Source organism: Paraburkholderia sp. BGA-UO-ETr-F21 (genome assembly GCF_059567925.1).
Window position 1 is genome coordinate 227,028 of sequence record NZ_JCAQOY010000017.1, and the last position, 21,656, is coordinate 248,683.

The 21,656-nt window shown below is 60.5% G+C and carries 14 protein-coding genes; 6 read left to right on the forward strand and 8 right to left on the reverse strand.

Annotation, left to right across the window (positions count from 1 at the left end; translation table 11 throughout):
* Positions 1-16 precede the first annotated feature (16 nt).
* Positions 17-3,259, reverse strand: coding sequence for a phosphoenolpyruvate carboxylase (gene ppc, locus AC57B1_RS13460; protein ID WP_496417717.1), 3,243 nt, complete (start codon positions 3,257-3,259; stop codon positions 17-19).
* Positions 3,260-3,661: 402 nt separating this feature from the next.
* Here ppc and hemC point away from each other — a divergent pair, with 402 nt between their 5' ends.
* From hemC to AC57B1_RS13475, 3 genes are read left to right on the forward strand one after another with little or no spacing between them, the layout of a single operon-like run.
* Positions 3,662-4,660, forward strand: a complete 999-nt coding sequence (gene hemC, locus AC57B1_RS13465) for a hydroxymethylbilane synthase (RefSeq protein WP_091796279.1) — start codon at positions 3,662-3,664, stop codon at positions 4,658-4,660.
* Positions 4,660-6,678, forward strand: a complete 2,019-nt coding sequence (gene hemDX, locus AC57B1_RS13470) for a fused uroporphyrinogen-III synthase HemD/membrane protein HemX (protein ID WP_496417718.1) — start codon at positions 4,660-4,662, stop codon at positions 6,676-6,678. Before hemC ends, hemDX begins: the two co-directional genes overlap by 1 nt.
* A 2-nt stretch (positions 6,679-6,680) precedes the next feature.
* A complete protein-coding gene (locus AC57B1_RS13475) occupies positions 6,681-7,871 on the forward strand; it encodes a heme biosynthesis protein HemY (RefSeq protein WP_496417719.1) in 1,191 nt (396 codons plus the stop codon).
* Positions 7,872-8,044: 173 nt separating this feature from the next.
* On the opposite strand, the gene AC57B1_RS13480 is transcribed toward AC57B1_RS13475, so the two are convergent.
* On the reverse strand, positions 8,045-8,509 hold the full coding sequence (locus AC57B1_RS13480) for a hypothetical protein (protein WP_496417720.1): 465 nt from the start codon (positions 8,507-8,509) through the stop codon (positions 8,045-8,047).
* Positions 8,510-9,309: 800 nt separating this feature from the next.
* On the opposite strand from AC57B1_RS13480, the gene AC57B1_RS13485 reads away from it, so the two are divergent.
* A complete protein-coding gene (locus AC57B1_RS13485) occupies positions 9,310-10,938 on the forward strand; it encodes an HNH endonuclease (protein WP_496417721.1) in 1,629 nt (542 codons plus the stop codon).
* A gap of 187 nt (positions 10,939-11,125) precedes the next feature.
* Here the strand turns inward: AC57B1_RS13485 and AC57B1_RS13490 are convergent, their stop codons facing one another.
* The 5 genes from AC57B1_RS13490 to AC57B1_RS13510 all read right to left on the reverse strand — a co-directional run bounded on the left by AC57B1_RS13490 (position 11,126) and on the right by AC57B1_RS13510 (position 17,466).
* Positions 11,126-12,736, reverse strand: a complete 1,611-nt coding sequence (locus tag AC57B1_RS13490) for an ORC-CDC6 family AAA ATPase (RefSeq protein WP_496417722.1) — start codon at positions 12,734-12,736, stop codon at positions 11,126-11,128.
* Positions 12,737-12,741: 5 nt separating this feature from the next.
* Positions 12,742-13,461: a hypothetical protein gene (locus tag AC57B1_RS13495; protein ID WP_496417723.1), complete on the reverse strand. Its 720-nt coding sequence runs from the start codon at positions 13,459-13,461 to the stop codon at positions 12,742-12,744.
* A gap of 281 nt (positions 13,462-13,742) precedes the next feature.
* The gene (locus AC57B1_RS13500; protein WP_408297434.1) at positions 13,743-15,062 is read right to left on the reverse strand and encodes an MFS transporter; all 1,320 of its coding nucleotides are present in this window, start codon (positions 15,060-15,062) and stop codon (positions 13,743-13,745) included.
* A gap of 154 nt (positions 15,063-15,216) precedes the next feature.
* Positions 15,217-15,975: an SDR family oxidoreductase gene (locus AC57B1_RS13505; RefSeq protein ID WP_095417145.1), complete on the reverse strand. Its 759-nt coding sequence runs from the start codon at positions 15,973-15,975 to the stop codon at positions 15,217-15,219.
* Between the two features lie 51 nt (positions 15,976-16,026).
* Entirely contained in the window at positions 16,027-17,466 is a 1,440-nt protein-coding gene (locus tag AC57B1_RS13510; RefSeq protein WP_496417724.1) for an aldehyde dehydrogenase family protein, read from the reverse strand.
* A 252-nt stretch (positions 17,467-17,718) separates the two neighbouring features.
* Here AC57B1_RS13510 and ppa point away from each other — a divergent pair, with 252 nt between their 5' ends.
* Positions 17,719-18,246: an inorganic diphosphatase gene (gene ppa / locus AC57B1_RS13515; RefSeq protein ID WP_496417725.1), complete on the forward strand. Its 528-nt coding sequence runs from the start codon at positions 17,719-17,721 to the stop codon at positions 18,244-18,246.
* Positions 18,247-18,535: 289 nt separating this feature from the next.
* Here ppa and AC57B1_RS13520 read toward each other — a convergent pair whose 3' ends face one another.
* A complete protein-coding gene (locus tag AC57B1_RS13520; protein WP_496417760.1) occupies positions 18,536-20,119 on the reverse strand; it encodes an aldehyde dehydrogenase (NADP(+)) in 1,584 nt (527 codons plus the stop codon).
* A gap of 647 nt (positions 20,120-20,766) precedes the next feature.
* On the opposite strand from AC57B1_RS13520, the gene AC57B1_RS13525 reads away from it, so the two are divergent.
* Entirely contained in the window at positions 20,767-21,582 is an 816-nt protein-coding gene (locus tag AC57B1_RS13525; protein WP_408345352.1) for an enoyl-CoA hydratase/isomerase family protein, read from the forward strand.
* Positions 21,583-21,656 lie beyond the last annotated feature (74 nt).

Consider the following 21,656-nt stretch of genomic DNA (forward strand, 5'->3'; position numbering starts at 1 on the left):
TTAGCGGCCTGCGCGCTTAGCCCGTATTACGCAAGCCCGCCGCAATCCCGTTGATGCTCAAATGAATCCCGCGCCGCACGCGGGCGTTGGTGTCGCCCCCGCGGTGACGCTTGAGCAACTCAACCTGCAAGTGATTCAGCGGATCGAGATACGGGAAGCGGTTCTTGATCGAACGCGCGAGCAGCGGATTCTCCGCAAGCCGTTCGCTCTTGCCCGTGATCTCCGACAATACCTTCGACGTACGCTCCCATTCCGCGACGATCCGCTCGAACACGTGCTTGCGCAGCTTCTTGTCGGACACGAGCGCGGCATAGCGCGAGGCGACCGCGAGGTCGGTCTTCGCCAGCACCATGTCCATGTTCGACAGCAGAGTCGAGAAGAACGGCCACGTCTTGTGCATTTTTCGCAGCAGCGAGAGACGGCGCGTGCGTTCGGCGTCGCTCGGCGCGCCGTCCAGATACGCGGCCACCGCGCTGCCGAATCCGTACCAGCCGGTCAGCAGCAAACGGCATTGGCCCCACGAGAAACCCCACGGAATCGCGCGCAGATCTTCGATCTTGCGTTGCTTCGGATCCTGCAGTTTGCGCGAAGCGGGACGGCTGCCGATATTCAATTCGGCAATCTCCGCGATCGGCGTCGACTCGAAGAAATACTCCTTGAAGCCGGGCGTTTCATAGACCAGCGCGCGATACGAGGCCATTGCCGTATCGGACAACTGCTGCATCGTCTCTTCGAATGCAGGCAGTTGGGCCGGCGCGATGCCGTGCGGCAGCAACGACGCTTCGAGCGTCGCGGCGACCACCGTCTCCAGATTGCGGCGGCCGATCTCCGGGTTGCCGAACTTGCTGGCGATCACTTCGCCTTGCTCGGTCAAACGGATCTGGCCGTCAACAGTGCCCGGCGGCTGCGACAGAATCGCCTGATAGGTCGGGCCGCCTCCACGGCCGACGGTGCCTCCGCGTCCATGGAACAGGCGCAGCGTCACGCCGCGTTCGTTGAAGAGCGACACCAGCGCGAGTTCGGCGCGGTACAACTCCCAGTTCGACGTGAGGAAGCCGCCGTCCTTGTTGCTGTCCGAGTAACCGAGCATCACTTCCTGCTCGTTGCCCTGATGTTCGATCAGCGCGTCCACGCCCGGCAGCGCGATCAGATCGCGCATGATGTGCGGCGCGTTACGCAAGTCGGGGATTGTCTCGAACAGCGGGATCACCATCAGGGCCGCCTGAGCCGGATCGTTCGCATTGCCGAGGCAACCGCGCAGCAGGCCGGTTTCCTTTTGCAGCAGCATCACTTCCACCAGATCGCTCACCGTCTCCGTGTGCGAAATGATGTAGTTGCGCACCGCGCGCGCGCCGAATTTCTCGCGCGTGCGGCGGGCTTCTTCGAGCACGCCGAGCTCGCTCTTCACGAGGTCCGAGTACTCCGCGAACGGCAGACGCAACGGACGCGGCTGCGCCAGTTCCGAGAGCAGCACGGTGAGCTTGTCCGCTTCGGAGAGCCCCGCATAGTTTTCTTCGACGCCCGCGCGACGCAGCAGCTCGGTAATCACCGCTTCGTGAACGTCGGAGCTCTGACGCAAGTCGATGCTCGCCAGATGGAAGCCGAACACTTCGGCGGCGCGCGCGAGCGGCGACAGACGCGGTGCGGCGAGCGGTGCGCCGTGATGCTCGGCGAGCGAATCGATCAGCACGTGCAGGTCGCGCACGAATTCGGAGGAGTCGGCGTAGGGCTTGGCGCGAATCGGCGCCGCGCCGCGGCCCGCGCTGCGCACCGGCACGCTGCCTTCGCCGAGACGCACGCGCGCGCTTGCCGCGAGGCGCGTGTACATGCCGATCAACGCGCGGCGATACGGCTCGTCCGTGCGATGCGGCGACTGGTCGGGCGAGATTTCCGCGAGTTCTTTCAGGGCGTCGCTGGCGCCGGCCAGCAGGTTCGACACCGACAACTCGGCGCCGAGCTTGTGCACCTGTTCCATGTAGTGCTCGAAGATCACCGCGGCCTGGCGGGTGATCGCGTTTTCGAGCGTTTCGGCCGTGACGTTCGGATTGCCGTCGCGGTCGCCGCCGATCCAGCTGCCCATCTGGAAGAACGGCGGCAGGCGCGCTTCGAGGCCGTGCTCGGCGAGCGCTTCTTCGATATCGGCGTAGAGCGCCGGGATTTCTTCGAGGAACGTGGCGCGGTAGTACGACAGCGCGTTTTCGATTTCGTCGGCCACGGAGAGACGCGAATCGCGCAGCATGCGCGTTTGCCACAGCGACGTGACGCGGGCGCGCAGCATCGCTTCGTTGTGCGCGCGTTCGCGGTCGGTCAGTTGCTGGTCGCGTTCGGCGAGCAGGCGCGCGACGTCGTGCTGCGCGTCGAGAATGCTCTTGCGCTGCACTTCGGTCGGGTGCGCGGTGAGCACCGGCACGATCAGCGCGTTGTTGAAGAACTCTTGCAGGACCGGCGTGGCGGCCGCGCCCGCTTCGACGAGGCGCTCGAGCGAATGGGCGATCGTGCCCGGCTGCGAGGTCGAGCCGGCCAGCTCGTGAATCCGGTGACGGCGATTGCGGTGGCGGTCTTCGGCAATGTTCGCGAGATGCGAGAAATAGCTGAAGGCGCGCACCACGCTGACCGTCTGTTCCGGGCTCAGCGAGCGCAGCTTCTTGTCGAGCGTCTGCGCGGCGGCGCTGTCGTCTTCGCGGCGAAAGCGCACGGCCGTCTGACGGATCGTTTCGACGACGTCGAACACCGCGTCGCCTTCCTGCTCGCGCAGCACGTCGCCGAGCAGGCGTCCCAGATAACGGATGTCCTGGAACAGCGGATGGTCCTTGTCCTCGCGCGTGCGGCCATTGCCTTTCGGCGCGGGCGCGGCGGTCTGCTCCGTCACGGCTTGCAGCGTGGGCGCTTGCGCGGCTTTCTCGGCCTTCTCGGTCTTCTGTGCGGCGACGATCTTGACCTTCGTGGAGCCGGCCTTGGCCGATTTCTGCGCCGGGGCCTTGGATGCCGGCTGCGCTGTCTTGTCCGCCGCCTTATCCGTTTTGACTGCCTTCACAGCCTTGTCCGTCTTGACGGGCGTGGACGTTTTGGCGGGCTTGCCGGCTTTGGCGGCGTTGGCAGCCTGCGCGGCTTTGCCGGCGCGTTTGGCCGGTGCGGGCTGACTGGCGGCGGCAGCAGAAGCGGCGGCAGAAGCGGTGGGCGCCGCGGCGGCGTCGGCCGCTCGAGCGTTGGGCGATGCAGTGTTGCGGCGGGCAGGGCGCGCCGGTCCGGAAGACGTCACGATGGGTTTCCTCAGGGAAGCCAGGGTCTGTTGAGTGATGAACTGCTACTGCGGAACTGCACTATGAACTGCAACGTGAACAGCAAGTGAACTGCAAGAAGCGGTCTGCGCCGATGGCGATACGCCTGAGAGGAACTGCGCGCCTTCATGCTGCCGAGCGTTTGCACGACGCGCATGTGAAGCGCTTGCGGCACGTTGCGCCGCATTGCATCATCCCGCATGCCGGAGCACGGTGCGCGAACGACCGTGCTTGAACAGGCGGGGTCTGGGCCGGCGCGCGCCGCGCGAAGCCCGTCTCCTCCATCGATACCGCTTCAGCACGGCGCTCCACTGCGTCTTGAGACGCGAGAGCGCGTGCTAACATTGATTGTTATTACATCCCGTCATTCGATCAGCAAGCTAATGAACACCGAGACGTTTTCCACGCCACCCCACACGCTTGTGATTGCGTCGCGAGAGAGCCGCCTGGCCATGTGGCAAGCGGAGCATGTGCGATGTGCGCTGCACAAATTATATCCATCTTGTGACGTAAAAATCCTCGGAATGACGACACGTGGCGATCAAATTCTCGATCGCACTTTGTCGAAGGTTGGTGGTAAGGGCCTCTTCGTCAAGGAACTGGAAGCCGCTTTAGCCGACGGCCGCGCCGACCTCGCCGTGCATTCGCTCAAGGACGTGCCGATGGCATTGCCCGAGGGCTTCGCGTTGTCCACCATCATGGAGCGCGAAGATCCGCGCGATGCGCTGGTCTCCAATACATACGACTCGCTTGCCGCGTTGCCCGAAGGCGCCGTGGTCGGCACTTCCAGCCTGCGGCGCGAAGCCATGCTGCGCATGCGCTATCCGCATCTCGAAGTGCGGCCTTTGCGCGGCAATCTGGACACGCGCCTCGCCAAACTCGATCGCGGCGATTACGCGGCGATCATTCTGGCGGCGGCTGGTTTGAAGCGTCTGGGTCTTGGCGAGCGCATCCGCGCGTTGCTCGATCCCGAAGACAGCTTGCCCGCAGCGGGGCAGGGCGCGCTCGGCATCGAGATTCGCGCCGACCGTGCGGACCTCGCGGCATGGCTCGCGCCGCTGCATCACGAACATACGGCGGCTGCCGTCGAAGCGGAGCGCATGGTCTCGCGCGCGCTCGGCGGCAGTTGCGAAGTGCCGCTCGCCGCGTATGCCACCTGGCACGACGGCGCGCTGCATCTGCGCGGCATCGTCGCGACGCCGGACGGCCAGCGCGTGTTGAGCGCGCACGCGTCGGCGCCCGCGCCCACCGTCGAGCATGCGCTCGCGCTCGGCCAGGAAGTCGCGGACGCGCTCGCGCAGCAAGGCGCGATGGACATCGTTCGCGCACTCGGCACCGCCGGCGGCGCCGCTGCGGCGGACAGCGCGGTGACCGGCGAGTGATGGCGGCCGATACTCCCGGCAACGCATCCCCAGCCGTCGACAAGGCGGCGTTCACGGTCGTGATTACACGACCGGCCGGTCAGTCGAACGAACTGATCGCACGGCTCGCCGAAGTGGGCCTCGCCACGCTCGACTTTCCATTGATCGACGTCGCACCCGTCACGGACGACGCCCCCTTGCGCGCGGCGCTGAGTTCGCTCGAACGCTATGCGCTCGTCGTGTTCGTGTCGCCGAATGCCGTCGATCACGCCTTCGCCCACAGCGACACGATCTGGCCGCATGCGCTGCCGATTGGCGTTGTCGGTCCCGGCAGCGTGCAGGCGCTGGCGCGCCACGGCGTGAGCGCGCCGGCGTACAACGTGATCAGCCCGCCCTCCGGCGCGGATGAAGAAGCCGCGCGTTTCGATTCCGAAGGCCTCTTCGCGGCGATCGACATGGCGCTCGGCGCGACGAACCTGGAAGGCAAACGCGTGCTGATCGTGCGCGGCGACGGCGGCCGCGAATGGCTCGCCGAGCGTCTGCGTGAAGCCGGCGCCGAAGTCGAGACCGTCGCGGCGTACCGACGCCTCGTGCCGGAACCGTCGATAGGCGGCTGGGCGCGCGTGCACGAACTGCTCGCGGGCGAGCCGCATGCGTGGCTGCTCACCAGTTCCGAAGGCGTGCGCAATCTGCACGAACTGGCGCAAGACCACCTCACCGTCGACGAAATCGTGCAGCTCAAACGCGCCACGCTCGTCACGCCGCATCCGCGAATCGCGCAGACCGCGCGGGCATTGGGTTTTGATAGCATTACGGTGTCCGGCGCGGGCGATGAGCGCATTGTCCGCACCCTGCTTGCCGCCGTCCCGACCGTAGTTCAACCGGTACCGTCCAACCCGGCTCATTCACCGGCTAAATCACGCATGACTGAAACGAACGCATCCACGAACGCTTCACCCCAGCCTGCCGCGACCACTGCGTTGCCGCCGAATCCACCCTTCACGCCCTACGAAGCGCAAAAGCGTTCTAGCGCGAGCGGACCGCTGCTGTGGTTTGTCGTCGTGATCATTGCTTGCGCCGCGGGCGTGGGCGGCTATGCGCTCAATCGCAAGGTGGAGCGCACCGAGCAGCAACTCGTGCAGCGCCAGCAGGCCAACGACACGCAGACCAACGAGCTGCGCATCAAGACGGACCAGGCGCTCGCCACCGTGCATCAATCGGACTCGCAGGTCGCGCAACTGGAAGGCAAGCTTGCCGATGCGCAAAGCGCGCAGCAAGCGCTGCAACAACAGTACGCGGATCTCGCGCGCAATCGCGACGACTGGACGCTCGCCGAAGTCGGCCAGATGCTCTCCGCCGCGAGCCAGCAGTTGCAGCTCACCGGCAACACGCAGCTCGCGCTGTTCGCGCTGCAAAGCGCCGACACGCGCCTCGCCGCGTCGGACAGCCCGCAAGCGGTCGCCGTGCGCAAGGCCATCGCGCAGGACATCGACAAGCTGAAGGCCGCGCCGTCCACCGACCTCACGGGTCTGGCCATCAAGCTCGACAACGCGATCGATCACGTGGACGACCTGCCGCTCTCCGGCGAAGCACCGATCCCCCATGCCACGCCGCAAGCCGCAACGTGGGCCGATACGGCTAAGGTGGCCGCGGCCACCGGCGAGCCGCGCTGGAAGGTGTGGTGGCGCGAGGTAAGCACCGGCATCGGCCAGCAGTTGACGAGCCTCGTGCAGGTGCGCCGTATCGACAATGCCGACGCGATGCTGGTCACGCCCGATCAGGGCTATTTCGTGCGCGAAAATCTCAAGCTGCGCTTGCTGTCCGCGCGTCTTGCCTTGCTCTCGCGCAACGAGACCACGCTGAAGTCCGACCTGCTGGCGGCGCAGAATGCGCTGACGCGCTACTTCGACAATTCGTCGAAGAAAACCCAGACCGTGAGCGATCTCGTCAAGCAGGTGCAGGCGGGCTCGACCGCGGTTGAACTGCCGAATCTGAGCAACAGTTTGCAGGCCGTCAATCAATACCGGAGCCGAGGTTAATCATGGCGATCCGGGGACTTCTATGGCTTGCATTGCTGTTCGCGATTGCCGTGGTGCTGGCGGTGGTGGGACGCTTCGATATGGGGCAGGTGCTGCTGATCTATCCGCCGTACCGCGTGGACATGTCGTTGAATCTGTTCCTGGTCGGACTGGTCGTGCTGTTCATCCTGCTGTATGCGCTGTTGCGCATCTTCCGCAATATCTGGCGCATGCCGCAACGCGTGGCCGCGTATCGCGCGCGTTCGCGGGTCGCGAAAGCGCATGCCGCGCTGCGTGATGCGATCGGCAACCTGTATGCGGGGCGTTTTTCGCGCGCTGAAAAGGCGGCCAAAGACGCGCTTGCGAATGGCGACAACAAGGGCGCAGCCGGTTTGATCGCGGCCACCGCCGCGCATCGCATGCATGAATATGCGCGGCGCGACGAATGGCTCGCGCAGATCAACGAAGCCGACTGGCAGGACGCTCGCCTGATGGCCACCGCCGACATGCGCGCGGATGGCCGCGACGCGGACGGCGCGCTGACCGCGCTGACCGAAATGCAGTCGCAGGGCGCGCGGCGGATTCACGCGCAGCAGATCACGTTGCGCGCGCAACAGCAGTTGAAGAACTGGGGCGAGGTGCTCAAGCTCGTTAAGACGCTGGAAAAACGCGAAGCGATTCATCCGGCCGTGGCGGTGCGCTTGCGTCAGATCGCGGCGGAAAACCTGTTGCGTGACCGGCGCCACAATGCCGACGCGCTGCTGGAGTTGTGGAATTCGCTGTCGGCCACGGAACGCCATTCGCCGCGTCTCGCGGATCTCGCCGCCGAGTTGCTGGTGGCGCTGAACCGTCCGCAGGAAGCGCGCAAGATCGTCGAGGAAGCGCTGGCGCAAAACTGGGACGCACGTTTGCTGCGCCGCTATCCGGATACGGCGGGCGGCGACGCGTTGCCGCTGATTCAGAAGGCCGAAGCGTGGCAGAAGGATCGTCCGGAAGATGCGGACCTGATGTTCGCGCTGGGCCGCTTGTGCCTGCATCAGCAACTGTGGGGCAAGGCGCAATCGTTCCTCGAACGCGCGCTGAAACTCGCGGACAACGAGACGCTGAAGATTCGCTCGCATCGCGCGTTGGCGCGTTTGCATGAACAGCTCGGCGATACGGAGAAGGCGAGCCAGCATTATCGCGAGAGTGCGTTGGCGATGAATATTGTTTGAGGGTTTTTGGGGCGGCGTGTTTGTTTTCGGTGCGCTGCTTTGAGAGCTTGAGACGGCTGGTTTTTTAGTTCGTGAGTTGATGGGTTGATGGCCGCAGCGGATGCTGCGGCCATTTGCTTTTGTGCTGGCGGTTGCCTGTTAGGCGAGGCTCGATTTGATCGCTTGGTGTGGTCTTAGTGCGGCGCGGTGGACGGCTGTTGCACGGTCACGGACGGCGACTCGATCGCGCTTTTCGTGGAGGGCTTTTTGCGGGGCGACGCTTTGGTTGCTTCGATCGACGCCTCCGCTCGCTGCGACGCTTTAGTCAGCAAGTTCGTCGCATGCTGCGCCGTGAGGCGGCTGCGCGCGACGCCTTTCGCGTCGAGTGCAATCACCTGGAACAACTCACGGTCGTATTCGAGATCCTGCTGATACTGCTCGGCCGTGTCCACCAGCAATTCGAGCAGCGTCTGACGACGCTTTCTTTCGTCGTGGGTAATCGCAGGATTTCTAACTATCGATGACGCCAGTGTGATCAACGTGTCCAGTTGACCCAACTGCCTGTCGCATAAATCGAACGCGGAAAGGGCAAGCTTTTCGTACTGGAGGGCGTCGACGGGCGGACGCGAAGCCGGTTGATTTTTGACGGGCCTGGTCATGGTGCGATCTCCTTGTTGGTGGGGTGGATCGCCCGGACACGCTTCTTTGGGGGGAGGGGTGAGCGGGCACATGGCAGGGTGACAGACCGGTGTTACGTCAAGCCGGCGAGCCTCGCGGCTCCCCTACCAAAGCCCGCCCATTGAATATAGACGTGCAGAGATAGACGCACTCCCGCCTGAGCGGGGTGCGGACGTAACAAACAGGCTGTCATTCCTGATCGCCGGGTGTTTCCCGACGACTTGGTGATTATAAGGGAGTGGGGCTGTCTCGGATTTAGTGTTGGGGGGTAAATGGTGGTATTGGCTGAAGGGATAAGGGCGAGTAGGGCAAGAGGATGACGGTCGGTATTTTGTCTATAGCCACGCAGTTTCGTAGGTAGTTGACTGGCCTTTGTGACTTGCCCCGCTCCCTCGCATACCGGTCTTGTAAGTACCCGGGATTTGAAAGCGCGAGGGGAAGATGCTAATCCCCAACTGTCGTCGGCGAAGCCGCGCTGCAATTGTCGCGTTCGGACTAAAACGGCCTTTTAAATGCTATGGCTGGCCCGCAACTCTGCATGCGCGACCAGGCCGCGTTGTCATACTAGCGATCGATTTGTGTGGCTGCGTGCCGTTTTCTCAGTCGACGTACTGATAGATCGTGGCCGCTGTCATGCGTAGACTGAGGATGTTCCTGCGTGCGGCTCGCGGCCAGTACGCATAGGGGCACGGAATAAAATCTCCATTTCGGCTGGGTTGGCGACGGCTTCCTGTTTTGGCAATTCATAGATTGAGCTAAAGACTCTCACGGACAAAGGGCAATGGCCACGGTATTTCAAGTAACAAACGACGATCGTTCTAGATTGGATGCGCGATTCTCCGTTGACCAAGCAGACATCATCATGCACAGCCGCGGCGGCGCGAAAGGTCAAAGCGCGGCATTAAACACGGACTACAGCAGGGGTTTGCTCGTATTGCTCACCCGACTGTCTCAAGCAGAAATTCCCGTGCTGGGCGCGTGGGTGGATAGTGCAACCGTCCAATCACTTCCGCTCGCTACACGATCGATTCTGAGTAACACAGAAGGGAGCCTGCCCCCAGATGAGATCGGTCGCCTGCTGGCTAGCCGCATGAAGGACATTCGCGGTGATTCTAAGTCGTCCGCAAAGGGTGGTAACTCCACCAAACGAATCAGAATCGCGACCGGCTTCAGCGGATCGAGCGAAGATCTGGCTGCGAGGGTGGGAGGAATCGCACTGAAAGGAGAGAATCGAAGCGCGGACAGGCTGCCCGCTGACGTGCTACGCAAAGCGACGCCCGAATATATTCGGCGCGCAGTCCAAGAAATCTTAGCTGGCAAAGAGACGACTGGTTTTGGCCCGTCAACTGACTATGACCTGATTGCAGACGACGGCCGCGTCCTTCCGCCCAAGGCAGTCTTCGGCCTTGCACTTTCAATGGCACTTGGCAACGTACCCATTGAACCGAGGCATTTTACCGCCGGTGGTTTGTGCTTCGCTCTGTTGCGGGCGGCGGGATATAAGGTTGTCAAAAAGGGAGAAAAGCCGCCGTCCCCGGACGGCCCTACTGATAAGACGTGGCCCGAGGGAGACGTCAAGACCGATTCGTCCCTTGCGTTGGAGACGTCCACCGTAAAACGGCAAGTATGGGCACTCGCGGATGAAATAAACGATGCGATGGGCAGTCTTCATATCGAACCGCATCAGCAAAACACAGCAAAGCAAAACATAAGTATCACCGGCCCTAAAGAAGGGGAGAGGCTGTACATCAAACCCGCGCGTCACGGCTACTCGGTAGGACTGGGGGGTAACTCTCTGGTCGCCAGAATGGAGCCTTTCATGAAACGTCTAATTGGCCGAGAGCGTGACGGCTACGCCCACGCGCACCTGAGCCGAGAACCTTACTGGCACGTCAGGGATTATTCTCAAGTTCGCGAAGCAGCATATGAATTTGCCGGCACGACCATCTCTCTGAATATTGACGAGCCGGCACGTGACGTTGTCGCGATTGAGCGGCGGGAGGATTTAACGCGGACGCAGCGCGAGACCTTGATCCAAGCTCGGCTTGGTCAAGGAACCTACCGAAAGCAGATGTTGGAGTTGTGGGACGGCCAATGTGCGGTGACAGGTCTCACCATTCAATCGGCCCTAATCGCAAGCCATGCAAAACCGTGGGCCGAAAGCACCGATGAAGAGCGGCTGGATCCATGCAATGGTTTGCCGCTGACGGCAACGCTCGACAGACTTTTCGACAAATACCTCGTTGCTTTCTCGCCGGACACGGGCAAGATGCTGATCTCAGGCCGGATCGACGCGGCAGCTCGAGCGATCCTTGGTATCCCGGCCAACCTGAGAAAAAAACCTAGCGCGCAGCAGGCTCGATATCTCAGGCTCCACTTGGACCGGTTCGAATTGCAGGAGGTCTGTTGACTTTGCGGAGCCGAGTTGCGGGGGCCAATGGTGAGTGTGGGCGACCAACTCCTGCCCCATCACGACCGGCCGAGGCCGACCCGATTCGGTCATCCGGTCAAGCCATAAATAGGCGTTCGATCCGACGGCGCGCCGGTGCCGGGAGATCGGCAGCCTTCGCAATTTAGTTTGGCGGCCGTGTTCGTTATCAGCCCGACAGATACTCGAGTACTGCGGCGACCGCTGCATTGCGCATTCGACGCGCACGCACATCTCCAACGTAATTTGCCTCTTTAAGCTTCGCCTCTGTCGCATTTAAGACATCGCGCACAGTCTTCAGCCCAAGCTCTGCTAACTTTTCTAACTGCCATGCCGTCAAATCCAGTACAGTGGCCGGCCTGTCCAGTTGAACATTGAGCGCCAACTCCATGCCGTCGTTCGTGATTTCCGATGCCTGGTCTGTCAGCTTTTTATACGATGGAAAATTCGACCCATATTCGGTCATTCTCTTTGGAGTCAATTGCTTCGCAATTTCAAACGCCGAATTTGTCGGAGATACCTCCAGCGCGAAAAGACAGCCTAAATTAATCACGTAGCGCTTTCCGATTTCGGCCCGGCTTGCCTTGATGCCGGTCGCATGCTCCACCACAATGCCAGTGTATGCAAGGACTCGCAAAGCTTCTTTTACCAGTTCCGGCGCGTCTCTATGAATCCAAAAGAAAGCGGACGTTGCTTTGTCGGAAGCCAAATATTGTTCATTTTTCGCATGGATGTCTGGAAGCACCTGGGTCTCAATAAAATCTCTACCCCAATCAATTAAAGCTTTGTGTCCCAGATATTTTTCAGACAGCGTAGAGTGCTCGGCCCAGATATCGGTTCGATAAAATTCCCTAATTGTCTCGTTTACTTGTTGAGAATTGACTTTCGGACATTGAGCAATCGTTTTCAGCAACAGACGTGGATTGCCAGTCGCAGCGTAAGCCAGAGTGGCGAAATTCTTTCCATACTGCGCTATTTGAGCGAGAAGGTTGCTGTCCGCCTGTTTTTGGACAATTTCCCGCATATTTTCTACATAGTCATCGGCGAGAATGTCGCGATCGATGGTAAGCATCGTTGCGTCGTGAACCGGTTGAAAAGTCTCGCCGAATGTCGTTACGCCCGGATAAACCGCAGCATTGCAAGTAATGCAGTGCGAGCGCAGATCTCTAAACATCGTAAAGAACTGCCGCTGTTGTTCTGGCAAAAATATGTGGGCGGCCTCATCGAAGAGAAGGGCAAAGCGAGAAATATCGAGTTCCTCGCCCAAATCTTCTAATGCTTCCTTGAAGTCATCAATACTAGGAAGATCGTCTGCGTCCACCGCGATTTTCGGCGTTTTCCAAGAGGCTTCGTATGCGTCAGCGATTTCCTCAATCTTCGTGCGCCCAATCGACGTCGTCACGGCCCCCCCAGCAAGCAGCCCAATTGTCTTGGGCATGCCACCTAGCAGGCCGGCTTTTGCTAGGCCTCTCATCACCGACGAGCAAATTCTTGCGAGCATCCAATGTTTAAACTGGTCCGGATCGGACGACTGCAGCAAGGAACTTCTGACGAAGCTGATGTAAATCGGGAACACGCGATCCGATTCAAACGCATCCATGAGTTCCTTTTGTGCCACTCGAAGCAAGAATGACTTGCCCACGCCTCGACTTCCTACCAAAACGACGGGATTTCTATTTTTCAGCGCGTCAACGATCTGCCGGTCTTTCGAGGTTTCAACGAAATAATCAAGCACCTCTTCAGGCCGGATATCCTCGGTTCGAAAGAAAAAGTCTGCCATGGTTATCAGCCCACCGCTGGTTGTGAGAAGATTGCCTGAACCGGCGGCAAATTTCCAAGCGCATCCGTAATTATCGGCTCCATTCGATCCGTTGCCTCTTTAGTAACGTAATTCAGGTAGCGAGCGGAGAAGGCAAAAATAATCGCCAATCGCATTGTTTCCGCTTTTTCATGCCAAGAAAAAAAAGCTTGTTTTTGAAATGCAATGTCAGCAGGAAGAATTGCATGAGTGCCGGCATTTCCGTGCACAAACTCCGAGCATTCACGATATACAGCCTCAGCAATCGCTAAATATTGCTTGGCACAGTCCGAAAATGCCGGATTAAATGCCTTAATAAAATTAGTCGAAAATACGCCGCTTTGCGGATCTTTCAATGCATTCCAGTTTATATCTTTCGAGTCTTTCGCCCACATTCGATAGTCGATTTCGTGCGCCGAAAATTGCACGGTAGCAAGCATGAGTTCGAAGAAAAGCCTAAGTCCACCGAAAGCGTGCCTATATTGACCGGAAGTCAATGCAAAAAGGGCGAATTGATATTCTTTTACTGCAGAATCGAGGACGGCCGCTTCTGGCCGATTCGCGATAGCCATTTTTATCGAATCGTAATCGAGAAGATAATTATGGGACGTTACTAGCGCCTCACTTGCCCCGGTCGCGCCGACCATCGTTTCTATGACGATGTCCGAGTTCTTTAAAAGAGCACGATAATGCTCGATTACATCCATTAGGATCCCCTGTTCTGCAACGAATATGGCGCGAGGACAACAAAAAATAGCTATCACCCTCTAGCCGCACGCAATGCCACGTGCCCGCCGACCGATTGCGATTGTCGGCGATTCTGAGGCGATTGTCGAATGGCTGATTGCCGACTACCGCCTCGCGCCGTCGGCAGTAGTTGGCGAAACTCTGTCGAAACCAACGTATCCGGCGATGAATTGGTCGCACCTTCGCACACCAACGCAAAGCCTCAGCAGTGAATCCCCGCCAAGGCTCGCACCTCACCCCCTCACTTATTAACCATCTTCGCCGGCACACTAACCGCCAGCAACCCACCCAGCACCATAAACGCCGCCAACATATACATCCCCGAATCATTAGCCGCCGTAGCCTGCTTCAACCACCCCACCGCATACGGACTCAAAAACCCCGCCAGATTCCCAATCGAATTAATCATCGCGATCCCAGCCGCCGCCCCAGTCCCCGCCAAAATCGCCGTAGGCAAACTCCAAAACAGCGGCAGGGTAGTAAGAATCCCCATAGTCGCAAGCGTCAGCGAAGCCATCGCCAGCACAGTGTTATGCGTCCACACGACCGAAAGCACCAACCCAATCGCCCCCGCAAACGCCGGCAGCGCAATATGCCACCGCCGCTCCCGCTTCCTATCCGCACTACGCGACACAAACACCATCGCCACCACAGCCCCCGCGAACGGAATCGCCGACAGCAACCCGATCATGAAAGCATCCGTCACCCCAGTCGCCTTAATAATCGTCGGCAACCAGAAGCTCACCCCATACAACCCCATCACAAACGAGAAGTACGTCAGACTGAGCATCAACACCCGCCCACTCGTGAGCACCTGACGAATCGGCATGTCATGCTTGGTCGCTTCCTCCGCGGACACATGCCGCTCGAGCAACTGCTGCTCTTCCTTGGTCAGCCACTTCGCCTTCGAGATCCGATCGTCCAGCATGGCGAACACCATGATCCCGACGATCACCGAAGGAATCCCTTCGAGCAGAAACAGCCACTGCCAGCCATGCCAGCCGTTCAAGCCGTTAAAGGTCTTCAGGATATAACCCGACACCGGCCCGCCGATCACACCCGACAACGCAATCGCCGTCATGAACCACGTCGTCATGCGGCCACGCCGATGCGACGGATACCAGTACGTCAGATAAAGAATGATCCCAGGAAAGAACCCCGCTTCAGCCAGACCGAGCAGAAAGCGCATCACATAAAACATCGTCGGCGTAGTCACGAACATGGTCAGCATGGAGATCACGCCCCACGACACCATGATCCGAGCAATCCACACCCGTGCGCCGACCTTATGCAAAATCACATTGCTCGGAATCTCGAAGATGAAATAGCCGACAAAGAAAATCCCCGCGCCGAAGCCGTACACCGCATCGCTCAGCCCAAGATCGCTGGTCATTTGCAGCTTGGCGAAACCGACGTTGACGCGATCCAGATACGCGACCACGTAACAGAGCATCAGAAGCGGCGCGAGCCGCCAGGTGACCTTGCGGTAGGTGGCCTCTTCGAAAGTGGAAGGTGGCGCACCCGCGCCGGGATGGTGGAGCGGATTTGCGGGACTAGCCATGGTGTCTCCTCTTTTCTTGTGGAATTGAAGTACCGCCGTCGATCGATTCTATCCGCGCTCAGTGCTTTGCATGACGAATCGATACCGGGGGAAAACACTGACTGCGGCGAGGGCGGCGCGGCGGCCGCCCTCGCAAGAATGGCCCAGCGCGGCGCTACACGCAGCGCCCGCCGTCCACTTCGAGACACACGCCGGTGATGAACTCTGCCTCGTCCGAGGCCAGATAAAGCGCGGCGTTGGCAATATCCTGCGGCGTCGAGAAACGCCCGAGCGGAATGCCGGCGAGAAAGCGCTGGCGATTTTCCGGCGTATCTTCCACGCCCATGAATTCGGACAGCAGCGCCGTCTCGCCGATCACCGGATTCACGCAGTTCACCCGAATCCGGTCCGGACCCAGCTCGACCGCCAGCGACTTGCTCGCGATAATCACCGCGCCTTTGCTGCCGTTGTACCAGACGAGCCCGGGGCGCGGCCGCACACCCGCCGTGGACGCAATATTGATGAAGCAGCCGCCGCCTTGCTCGCGGAAATACGGCACGAATTCCTGCACGCTCCAGTAGATGCTTTTCACATTCACCGCATAGACGCGGTCGAATTCGGCTTCCGTGACTTCCATCACCGGCTTGTTGCGATGCGTGGTGCCGGCGTTGTTGACGACGATCTGCACGCTGCCGAAGTCTTCGAGCGCGGCCTCGCGCAGCGTCTGCCAGTCCTCACGCTGGGCGACGTTACCCGCCACCGCGATCGCCTTGCCGCCGGCCAGCGCGATTTCGCTCGCCACGCGCTCGGCGGCCGGGCCGTTCAGATCGTTGACCACCACGTTCGCGCCTTCGCGCGCGTAGGTCTTCGCAATGCCTTCACCGAAACCCGAGCCGCCACCTGTGACGATGGCTGTTTTACCTGTCAACCGCATAGTGTCTCCGTTGTTCGTTGTGGATCGTGATGCCAATGCGTGCCGCGCCCGCTAACCGTGCCGGATGGCAATGGTCTTCAGCACGGTGAACCCATAGAGCGCTTCGAAGCCTTTTTCGCGTCCGTGGCCCGAATGCTTGACGCCGCCGAACGGCAATTCCACGCCACCGCCCGCGCCATAGTTGTTGATGAACACCTGGCCGGAGCGCAGGCGGCGCGCGAGCCGCATCTGCCGTGCGCCGTCGCGCGTCCAGATGCCGGCGACCAAACCGAATGGCGTGCCGTTGGCGAGATTCAAAGCTTCGTCTTCATCGCTGAAGGACATAGCGGCCAGCACCGGTCCGAATACTTCGTCGCGCGCGAGGCGGTGGCTCGGGGGCACGTCGCGCAACAGCGTGGGCGCTTGGTAGAAGCCGGCTTCCGGCGCTTCGGGAATCACCTCGCCGTGCGCCGCCATTGCGATGCCGTCGTGTTGCGCATCGTTGAGGAAATCCCACACGCGACGCTGCTGTTTCGCGCTGATCAGCGGCCCGCAGTCGAGGTCGGCCTGCGAAGGGCCGACGCGCAACGCGTGAAACGCGCTGCTCAGCCGGTCGAGCAAGGGCTCGTAAATAGCCCGGTCGATCAGCACGCGGCTACCCGCCGAGCAGGTCTGCCCGGCGTTTTGCACGATCGCCGACACCAGCACGGGCAGTGCGGCGTCGAGGTCGGCATCGGCGAAAACGATTTGCGGCGATTTGCCGCCGAGTTCCAGCGTGACCGGCACGTGATTCTCGGCGGCCATTTGCGTGACGAGCTTGCCGGTATCCGGCGAGCCGGTGAACGAAATGTGATCGATGCCCGGATGACGCGCGAGCGCCGCGCCCGCTTCATGGCCGTAGCCGGTGACGATATTCAGCGCGCCGGCCGGCAAACCGGCCTCGGCGGCGAGTTCGGCGACGCGCAGCACGGACAGGCACGCATCTTCGGCCGGTTTGACGACGCAGGCATTGCCGGCGGCGAGCGCCGCGCCCACGCTGCGCCCGAAAATCTGCATGGGGTAATTCCACGGCACGATATGGCCGGTCACGCCGTGCGGCTCGCGAATGGTCAGCACCGTATAGCCGGTCTGGTAAGGCAGCGTTTCGCCGTGCAGCTTGTCCGCCGCGCCGGCGTAAAACTCGAAATAGCGGGCGAGGGCGGCCGAATCGCCGCGCGCCTGCTTGAGCGGCTTGCCGGTGTCGCGGGCTTCGAGTTGGGCGAGTTCCTCCTGGCGCGCGGCGACCAGCATGGACAGCCGGTACAGAATGCGGCCGCGTTCGGCGGCGCTGGCCTGGCCCCAGGGGCCTTCGAACGCGCGGCGCGCGGCGTGCACGGCGGCGTCGATATCCGCCGCGGTGCCGCGTGCGAGTTGGGTGAAGGGTTGGCCGTCAGAGGGATCGAGTACGGCGATCGTCTCGCCGCCTGATGCGGCGGACCATTCGCCGCCGATGAAATGCCGGGCTTCTTCCATGCAGGCTCCTTGAGATGTCACGAGCACCGCGCGGCGGTGACGTGGTGTTCACAAACGAGAGGCACAATCGAGAGACGCCCGACGATTATCACCCCGATGATACGAGGGATGCCATTAGGTGATTGGCTATAATGGCGTATTCAGCACTGTCCGGCCGCAGCGCCGCTGCTCGAGGCGAGTTTCACGTTGCATCCCTTCGAGCAAGCGCGCCGCACGCCGTGTTCCGAATTCCATCCCGACCAGAGAGCGCTCATGAGCTTCAATAACGTCCCCGCAGGCAAAGACCTTCCGCAAGATTTCAACGTCATCATCGAAATCCCGGCGCAAAGCGATCCGGTGAAGTACGAAGCCGACAAGGAAACGGGTCTGCTCCACGTCGATCGTTTCATCAGCACGGGCATGCGCTATCCGGCTAACTACGGCTACATTCCGCAAACGCTGTCGGGCGACGGCGACCCGGTCGACGTGCTGGTGATCACGCCGTTCCCGCTGCTGGCAGGCTCGGTGGTGCGTGCCCGCGCCCTCGGCATGCTGCAAATGACCGACGAATCCGGCGTGGACGCGAAGCTGGTTGCCGTCCCGCACGACAAGGTCTGCCCGATGACCGCCAACCTGAAATCGATCGACGACGTTCCGTCGTACCTGAAAGATCAGATCAAGCACTTCTTCGAGCAATACAAGGCGCTGGAGAAGGGCAAGTGGGTGAAGGTCGAAGGCTGGGCGGATATCGAAGCCGCGCACAAGGAAATCACCGAAGGCGCGGCGAACTACAAGAAGTAAGCTGCGTAATCGCAAACTGATGGATTGACTTCGCTTTGCGGAGAACAGATCCACCATGAGAGGCAAGCCGCAATGGCTTGCCTCTTTGCGTTTACGCGGTTGATATCTGCCTGTTGCAATCGTGTTTTTCATTCAAGATTGCGTGATTTACAAAATTATTTGAATTTTGTATTTATTTGGTGGGGTTTTTTTGCGAATGCAACGCTGTGTTGTTTCGCAGGCGTAGCCGGTCGGCTTCATGTTTCGAGGCGTGGATATAGGCGGGCCGAGGTGGCCCGCCGGACTGCCTTTACTCGGCAAGTGCCAATTTTCCGTCCATCAAGCGATTGATTCCGAGCGGATTGTCCGCCTTCAATGCGGCTGGCAACAGCGCTTCGGGCAAGTCCTGATAGCTCACCGGGCGCAGAAACCGATTGATCGCAAGACTGCCGACCGAGGTCGAACGACCGTCGGCAGTGGAAGGGTAAGGGCCGCCATGCACCATCGCATGTCCCACTTCGACTCCCGTTCCAAAGCCATTGACCAGAATGCGCCCGGTGCGCCGTTCGAGCGTAGGCAGGAAGCGTCGCGCTTCCGGGTAATCAGGCTCGTCAATGTAAAGTGCGGACGTCAATTGCCCTTCGAGCGATTCGAGCAGGTCCAGCATCATGGAAAGGTCGACGCATCGGACGACAAGCGAGGACGCACCAAAAATCTCCTCCTGCAGTTCAGTGTGTTTGCGAAATGCGTCTGCCGTCGTGGAGAAAAGAGCCGCACGTCCCTGGTTTGAGGCTGTAGGCGAGCCGCCGCGAGCGAGCGTCCGGATCTCGGCGTGAGCCGCGGCCTCGGCGACAGCCGCTTCATAGGCTTTGTGGATGCCAGGCGTCAGCATCGTCGAGGCCGGCGTCTCCTCCAGGGCGCCCGACGCGGCAGCGATAAAACGGTCGAGGTCAGGTCCGTCCACGGCGAGAATCAATCCGGGGTTCGTGCAGAATTGCCCCGCGCCCAGTACCAGCGACTGCACGAATGCCTTGCCGATCGCCTCGGCGCGATTCTTCAGCGCGGTGGGAAAAAGCAGGACCGGGTTGATGCTGCTCATTTCCGCGTAGACGGGGATAGGTTCCTTGCGGGCCGCGGCAATTGAAATCAGGTCGGTGCCCGCGCCACGCGAACCCGTAAAACCAACCGCCTTGATGCGATGGTCCTTCACCAGACCCTGACCGATTTCACGTCCGCTGCCGAAGAGAAGAGAGAACGTCCCTTCCGGCATGCCACATTCCTTGACGGCCTTTTGCACAGCTAGCCCGACCAGTTCAGAGGTGCCCGGATGGGCGGAGTGCGCTTTGACCACCACGGGACACCCGGCAGCAAGGGCCGACGCAGTGTCACCGCCGGCCACGGAAAACGCCAGGGGGAAGTTGCTTGCGCCAAAAACAGCCACGGGGCCAAGTGCGAGGTTACGCAGCCGCAGGTCGACGCGCGGCATCGGTTTGCGTTCCGGCATAGCCGGGTCGATACGGGCGCCGATAAAGTCGCCTTGGCGGACCACGTCGGCGAACATGCGCAATTGACCGACAGTGCGGCCACGCTCGCCTTCAATGCGGGCTCGCGGCAGTCCGCTTTCGCTGACACAGCGTTCAATCAACGCGTCGCCGATTTCGAGGATATTCGCGGCGATGGTTTCGAGAAACTCAGCACGAGCGACGAGGGTGGTCTCGCGATAGGTGTCGAACGCCGCCCATGCCAACGCGCACGCTTCGTTCAGGTCGGCTTGGCTTGCGCCGCCGAATGCGGGCTCCATGGGGATTCCGGTTGCTGCATTGACCGCCCTGGTCGAACCATTCGTACCGCGAACGACTTGATGACCTATCAGCAGATTGCCAAAGATTTGCATGATTCTGTCCTGGAGTGCGGCACGCCGCCTTCTTTCATCAGTGTTTTGCAGGCAGCGAGGCCGCACTGCCGGATTTCGTCATCGAAAAGAGGCCGCCAGTGTTCATAAATCCTGGCGGCGTTTTCAACGTCGCTTGCCGTGTAGGCGTCAACTACTGTGCGAATGCCGTGGGGGTATGCAGATCTGGCGTGTCACCGAGGGGATCTCCTGTACGTTGGCGCTGCGCTCGTTCTTGACGATTGCGCCGAATATACGACCCTGCAGAACGCGCTGTATAGCGAATAGTTTCCATCGCGTTATCGCTTTCTGGAATCACCTGGTGAAGCTCGATGCGCCCCTTTCGAGGCTACTGGTTATCACCGATATAACCTATCACGTTCACGTGATTGGAAGGTTTCATTACCCGCGCACAAGCCGTATCAGTACACTCGAATCACTAGAAGGTGCCTCTTGCCAATCTCGAATTGACGATGTCGCGAGCCACCCATGTCCGGGTGGCAATTCGATGTCGGTGACGCGCTCACGACACCTCCGCATTGTTGGTCACCCGGCCTTACCGTGCCTCATAGCAAGCGTGTCCAATTGGCTGGCAGCAGTTGCTTGACCGGCGCAGTTATTCATTTGATAGACCTGCCACAGGAGTGACATTGAAGATAGCTCAACACCTTGACCCGGCCGCGATTAGTACGCTGGCGCTGGAAGAAATCGATGGCCAGATTCTTGTGATTCGGTTGAACCGTCCGGAAGTGTCGAACGCAATCAGTACCCCGATGGGCCAGGAGCTGATTAAGGTCTTCGGCGCTCTGGAAGTTGACCCTGCCCAATACCGTTGTGCGATTTTGACCGGGACCGGCGAACGAGCCTTCTGCGGCGGCGCCGACCTGAAGCAACGTGACGGCATGACGGACCAGCAGTTCAGCACGCAGCACTACCTGTTCGAAAGAATGGTGCGCGCCATCACGCACTGCCCGATTCCTCTCATTTGTGCTGTCAATGGCTCGGCCGTGGCAGGCGGACTCGAGTTGCTGCTGGCGTGCGACTTTGCTTACGCATCGAAGAAGGCCGTGTTTGGATTTACCGAGGTCAAGCGCGGCATCATGCCGGGCGGCGGTGGCACCCAACAGCTTCCGCGCACGATCGGTACGCGTCGCTCGAAGGAACTGATCTTTCGTGGTTCGAAGTTTTCGGCGGAAGAAGCGCTTGCCTGGGGCGTCGTCAACCAGTTGTACGAACCGGGTGAGGTGCTGGCGCGCGCGATTGAAGCCGCCCGCGATATCTGCACGAGCGCGCCGCTCTCTGTCTCTCAGGCAAAGAAGGCCATTGACCTTGGCATGCAGAGCGACCTGAACACGGGTCTTTACATCGAAATAGAAGCCTATAACCGGCTTATTCCGACGGAAGACCGTCTGGAAGGCATCAGCGCATATAACGAGAAGCGACAGCCCGTCTTCAAGGGTCGCTAGTCGCATAAGAAGGGAACGCCGTCAGTCGTCGCTGGCGACCTACTAACCGGCCCCCTGTCGGCCGGAGGAGACAC

What these genes read in the sequence shown, in the direction of transcription:
- AC57B1_RS13490 (WP_496417722.1), bottom strand. Translation starts at nt 12,736, where the DNA reads ATGGCAGACTTTTTCTTTCGAACCGAGGATATCCGGCCTGAAGAGGTG.
- AC57B1_RS13520 (WP_496417760.1), bottom strand. Translation starts at nt 20,119, where the DNA reads ATGCAAATCTTTGGCAATCTGCTGATAGGTCATCAAGTCGTTCGCGGT.
- ppa (WP_496417725.1), top strand. Translation starts at nt 17,719, where the DNA reads ATGAGCTTCAATAACGTCCCCGCAGGCAAAGACCTTCCGCAAGATTTC.
- AC57B1_RS13485 (WP_496417721.1), top strand. Translation starts at nt 9,310, where the DNA reads ATGGCCACGGTATTTCAAGTAACAAACGACGATCGTTCTAGATTGGAT.
- AC57B1_RS13505 (WP_095417145.1), bottom strand. Translation starts at nt 15,975, where the DNA reads ATGCGGTTGACAGGTAAAACAGCCATCGTCACAGGTGGCGGCTCGGGT.
- AC57B1_RS13500 (WP_408297434.1), bottom strand. Translation starts at nt 15,062, where the DNA reads ATGGCTAGTCCCGCAAATCCGCTCCACCATCCCGGCGCGGGTGCGCCA.
- AC57B1_RS13495 (WP_496417723.1), bottom strand. Translation starts at nt 13,461, where the DNA reads ATGGATGTAATCGAGCATTATCGTGCTCTTTTAAAGAACTCGGACATC.
- AC57B1_RS13510 (WP_496417724.1), bottom strand. Translation starts at nt 17,466, where the DNA reads ATGGAAGAAGCCCGGCATTTCATCGGCGGCGAATGGTCCGCCGCATCA.
- hemDX (WP_496417718.1), top strand. Translation starts at nt 4,660, where the DNA reads ATGGCGGCCGATACTCCCGGCAACGCATCCCCAGCCGTCGACAAGGCG.
- AC57B1_RS13475 (WP_496417719.1), top strand. Translation starts at nt 6,681, where the DNA reads ATGGCGATCCGGGGACTTCTATGGCTTGCATTGCTGTTCGCGATTGCC.
- hemC (WP_091796279.1), top strand. Translation starts at nt 3,662, where the DNA reads ATGAACACCGAGACGTTTTCCACGCCACCCCACACGCTTGTGATTGCG.
- AC57B1_RS13480 (WP_496417720.1), bottom strand. Translation starts at nt 8,509, where the DNA reads ATGACCAGGCCCGTCAAAAATCAACCGGCTTCGCGTCCGCCCGTCGAC.